Origin of the sequence: Nocardia mikamii NBRC 108933, assembly GCF_001613505.1 — a bacterium.
GTDB classification, from domain to species: Bacteria; Actinomycetota; Actinomycetes; order Mycobacteriales; family Mycobacteriaceae; genus Nocardia; species Nocardia mikamii.
Genome location: NZ_BDCM01000033.1, coordinates 1 through 4,794 on the forward strand (window position 1 = coordinate 1; position 4,794 = coordinate 4,794).

The 4,794-nt window shown below is 69.7% G+C and carries 2 protein-coding genes; both read left to right on the forward strand.

The annotated features are described in order from the left end of the window. The coding region (locus tag NMI01S_RS33580) for a type I polyketide synthase (RefSeq protein ID WP_157126513.1) at window positions 1-4,165 on the forward strand (4,165 nt) is incomplete at its 5' end. A 2-nt stretch (window positions 4,166-4,167) separates the two neighbouring features. Next, window positions 4,168-4,794 (forward strand): beta-ketoacyl synthase N-terminal-like domain-containing protein (locus tag NMI01S_RS33585; RefSeq protein ID WP_167669988.1); only part of this gene is annotated, 627 nt, incomplete at its 3' end.

Consider the following 4,794-nt stretch of genomic DNA (forward strand, 5'->3'; position numbering starts at 1 on the left):
CTGGTCCCAAGGCAGTATCGAGTTGCTGACCGACCCGATCGAGTGGCCGGAGGTGGGTCGCCCGCGTCGCGCGGGTGTGTCCTCGTTCGGAATCAGCGGCACCAACGCGCACGTCATTCTCGAACAGGTCCCGGACACCGGTTCGCGACCGGTAACGGTACCGGCCGATGCCGTGCTGCCGTGGGTGGTGTCGGCGCGCACGGGTGTCGCGCTCGCAGACCAGGCCCGGCGGCTGGCATCACATCTCGCCGCCAGGGAACACGATCCGGCCGACATCGGCTTGTCCCTGGCGACGAGAGCGGTGTTCGACCACCGAGCGGTGGTCGTATCAGCCGAGCGCGACGCCCTGCGGGCCGGAATCCGAGCGCTGGGGCGCGGCGAGCCGGCGCCGGGTGTGGTGTCGGGTCGAGCGATGCCGGGGGCCACCGGCATGGTGTTCTCGGGTCAGGGGGCGCAGTGGGCCGGTATGGCCGCCGGACTGCACCATGCCTACCCTGTGTTCGCCCAGCACTTCGACGTGATCGTGGACGAACTGGAACCGTCTCTGGGCCAGCAGGTTTCGCTGCACGATGCACTGACCGACGATGATCTGGTCGACCGCACGGTGTTCGCGCAGGCGGGTTTGTTCGCGTTCGAGGTGGCGCTGTATCGGCTGCTGGAGTCGTGGGGGGTGCGTGCGGATGTGGTGGCGGGTCATTCGATCGGTGAGGTCGCTGCCGCGCATGTCGCGGGTGTGTTGTCGCTCGAGGACGCGTGTGTGCTGGTGGGGGCGCGTGGTCGCTTGATGCAGGCGTTGCCCGCGGGTGGGGCGATGGTGGCGGTGGGTGCGTCGGAGGCCGAGGTGTCGCCGCTGCTGAGCGCGGGGGTGTCGGTCGCCGCGGTGAACGGCCCCGCGTCGGTGGTGCTGTCCGGCACCGAAGCCGCTGTCACCGCCGTGCTCGCGGCGAGTGCCGAGCGCGGATGGCGGACCAAACGCCTGCGCGTCTCCCATGCGTTCCATTCGTCGCTCATGGAACCCATGCTCAGCGAATTCGCCTCGGCGATAGCGGATCTCACGTTCGCACGGCCCACCGTCCCACTGGTGTCGACCGTGACCGGTAGGCAGGTCGTCGATGAGATGTGCGATCCGGCGTACTGGGTGGGGCAGGTTCGCGACGCGGTCCGATTCGCCGACGCGGTGACCTCGATGGCGGATATGGGAGTGTCTCGCTTCGCCGAGATCGGGCCGGACGCCGTGCTGTATCCGATGGTCGATCAGACTCTGGACGGACGAGCAGCACCCCACGCCCCGGCCGTGGTGGCGTTGGCGCATCGGGGCCGGGCCGATGCCACGAGCGTGATCGCCGGTGTGGCCGGGCTGTTCGTCACCGGCGCCGAGGTGAGCTGGGCCGGGCTCTACTCCGGCACCGGAAGCCGGCGAATCGAGCTGCCCACCTATGCTTTTCAGCATCAGCGGTACTGGGTGAACGCCGGCTCCACTGCCGACGACGGTGGCGCTCGGGCACTGGGATTCGTCGACACCGGACATCCCCTGCTGTCGGCGATGGTGTCGCAGCCCGACTCCGGCGCCGTCACCCTCAGCGGTCGTCTCTCGGTGCGGACCCAGCCGTGGCTGGCCGATCACCGGGTGATGGATACGGTGCTGTTTCCCGGCACCGGGTTCGTCGAACTCGCGCGGCATGCCGGCGAGCAGGTCGGCTGCCCGGCTCTCGACGAGCTGGTGCTCCGGGCGCCCCTGGCGCTACCCGAGGCCGAGGCCGGTGGCGTCGCGATCCGCGTGGTGGTCGATGAACCGGACGAGACCGGACACCGCGCCGTGCGGGTCTTCTCCTGCCCCGAAGGGGAGGTCGATTCCGTCCCGTCCTGGACGCTGCACGCCGAAGGCGTGGTCGCACAAGCCGGCACGGCACCCGATTTCGACCTGATCTCCTGGCCCCCGGCGGGCGCCACCGCGGTCGACATCGACGGTGTGTACGACGCGCTCGATGCCCTGGGCTACCGGTACGGGCCCGTATTCCAGGCATTGACCGCGGTCTGGCGCGGGGACGGCGAGATCTACGCGGAGGTGGCGGTGCCGGAATCCGCGCGCGCCGACGCGACCGGATTCGGGCTGCATCCCGCACTGCTCGATGCGGCGCTGCACGCCGTGCGTTCGGCATCGGATATGCCCACGACGGAGATCGCCCTGCCGTTCGAATGGTCGGGCGTCACCGTGTTCGCGGGCGGGGCCGATTCGCTGCGGGTCCGGCTCATCCCGAAGGGCGAGCACGGCGTCGCGCTGGACCTCGCCGATTCGGCGGGTATGCCCGTGGCGTCGGTCCGGCACCTCGCGTCCCGGCCGATCGATCCGGCCCAGCTCACCGCCGGGGGAGCCGCCGGACGGAACGCGTTGTTCGAGATCCGGTGGACACCGGTGGCGATCCCCGAGGTCGAGGCGAGCACGGCCCGATGGGCAGAGCTGGGCGACGAGATCCCCGGCCTCGTGGTGTGGGACTGCCCGACCGGTGCCGATTCCGGCGCCGTCCGTGCGGCGACGCATGAGGCGCTGCAGGTCCTTCAAGCATGGACGACCGACACCCGCTTCGCCGATTCGGTGCTGGTGATCCGCACCGGTGGCGCGATATCCGTTGCGGGCGAGGCGATCACGAATCTCGCGGGCGCCGCGGTCGGCGGTCTCGTGCGTTCCGCGCAGACCGAACATCCGGGCCGGATCGTCCTGCTCGATACCGACTCCGGCGTGCCGGGCGGGGTGGTGGCCGCAGGCGAACCACAGATCGCCGTCCGCTCCGGCCGGGCCTACGCCGCCCGTCTGAGCCGAGTCACACCCGCGGCGGCGATCCCGGACGATTCCTTCACCGCCGACGACACCGTCCTGGTCACCGGTGCGAGCGGGTACCTCGGCGGCCTGTTCGCCCGGCACCTGGTCGCCGCGCGTGGTGTCCGCCGACTGCTGCTGTTGAGTCGCCGGGGTGAATCAGCGCCCGGCGCAACGACATTGCGTACGGAGCTGGAACAACTCGGGGCGCGAGTCGACTTCGCCGCCTGCGATGCCGCCGACCGCGAGGCACTGGCCGCGGCATTGTCCACGGTCCCCGCCGGTCATCCGGTGACCGGTGTCTTCCATCTGGCCGGTGTGCTCGACGACGGTGCGATCGGGTCGCTCACCCCCGACCGGTTGGACACGGTGCTGCGCCCCAAGGTCGACGCCGCCCTGCAGTTGCACGACCTGACCCGCGACCTCCCGCTGAAGGCGTTCGTCCTGTTCGGTTCGGTGGCAGGAACATTCGGCAATGCCGGGCAGGGGAACTACGCCGCGGCCAACGCGTGCCTGGATGCGCTGGCCGCGCAGCGGCGGGCGTCCGGCCGGCGCGGGCAATCCCTCGCCTGGGGTCTGTGGGAGGCCGAGGGCGGTATGGCCGCCGAACTCGATGCGGCCGCACGGCAGCGGATTGCTCGCTCCGGTGTGCTGCCACTGGCGGCCGAATACGGCCTCGCCCTGTTCGATGCCGCCACGCGCATCGATGCCGCGACGCTGGTGCCGGCCCGGTTGGATCTGGGTGCGTTGCGCGGTGCGGGAACGGTCCCTCCGCTGTTCGCCGACCTGGTCCCGCAGCGTCGCACCGCGGCGTCGTCCGCGGCCGCGGCATTGCGCGCCCGCGTGGCCGACACCCCGGACCACGAACGTCCCGCCGTGCTGGTGGAGATCGTGCGCGGGCAGGTCGCAGCGATTCTGGGCCACGATCACGCGAACGCCGTGGACGTGGACAAGGCGTTCAACGAGCTGGGATTCGACTCGGTCACCGCCGTGGAGTTCCGCAACGTCCTGAAAACCGTCACGGGCCTGCCGCTGCCCGCGACCCTCGTCTTCGACTATCCGACGCCACAGGCACTCGCGGCCCATCTCGTCGAGATGCTCACCGAGGACGACTCGAGCGAGCCGGACACGGTGCCGGAGAACGAGATTCGGCAGGCGATCCGCACGATCCCGCTCTCCCGGCTCCGGGCGGCGGGCCTGCTGGACACGCTGATGGAACTTGCGCGCGACGGTGACACATCGCGTGCCGAAACAGACGACACCGGTCGAAGTGTCGCGGACGAGTCCATCGACGAATTGGACATCGACGACCTGATCGACCTGGCCTACAACGGCTCATCAGAGGACTGAGAATGACGAACCCCGATGACAAGACGCAGAAGCTGGCGCAGGCGCTGCGGGTCTCGCTCAAGGAAACCGAGCGACTGCGGGCGCGCAACCGCAAACTCGACGCGGCCCTCCGGGAGCCGATCGCGATCGTCGGTATGGCGTGCCGGTATCCGGGCGGGGTGGACTCGCCGGAGGATCTGTGGCGGCTGGTAGCCGAGGGCGGCGACGCCACCTCGCAGTTTCCGGTGAATCGCGGATGGGACGTCGAGCGACTCTACGATCGGACCGGGGAAACGCCGGGCAGCACCTACACCCGCGAGGGTGGTTTCCTGCATTCGGCCGGTGAATTCGATCCCGCGTTCTTCGGCATCAGCCCCAACGAGGCCGCGATGATGGATCCGCAGCAATTCTTGCTGTTGGAGACGTCGTGGGAAGCTCTGGAGCGCTCCGGTGTCGACGCGGGGTCGCTGCGTGGCAGCGCGACCGGCGTCTTCACCGGCATGATGTATCACGACTATCCGGCCAACGCGAATGCGGGATCCATTGCCTCGGGCCGGGTGTCGTACGTGTTCGGCTTCGAGGGCCCGTCGGTCACGGTGGATACGGCGTGTTCGTCGTCGCTGGTGGCGTTGCATTTGGCCGCGGGTTCG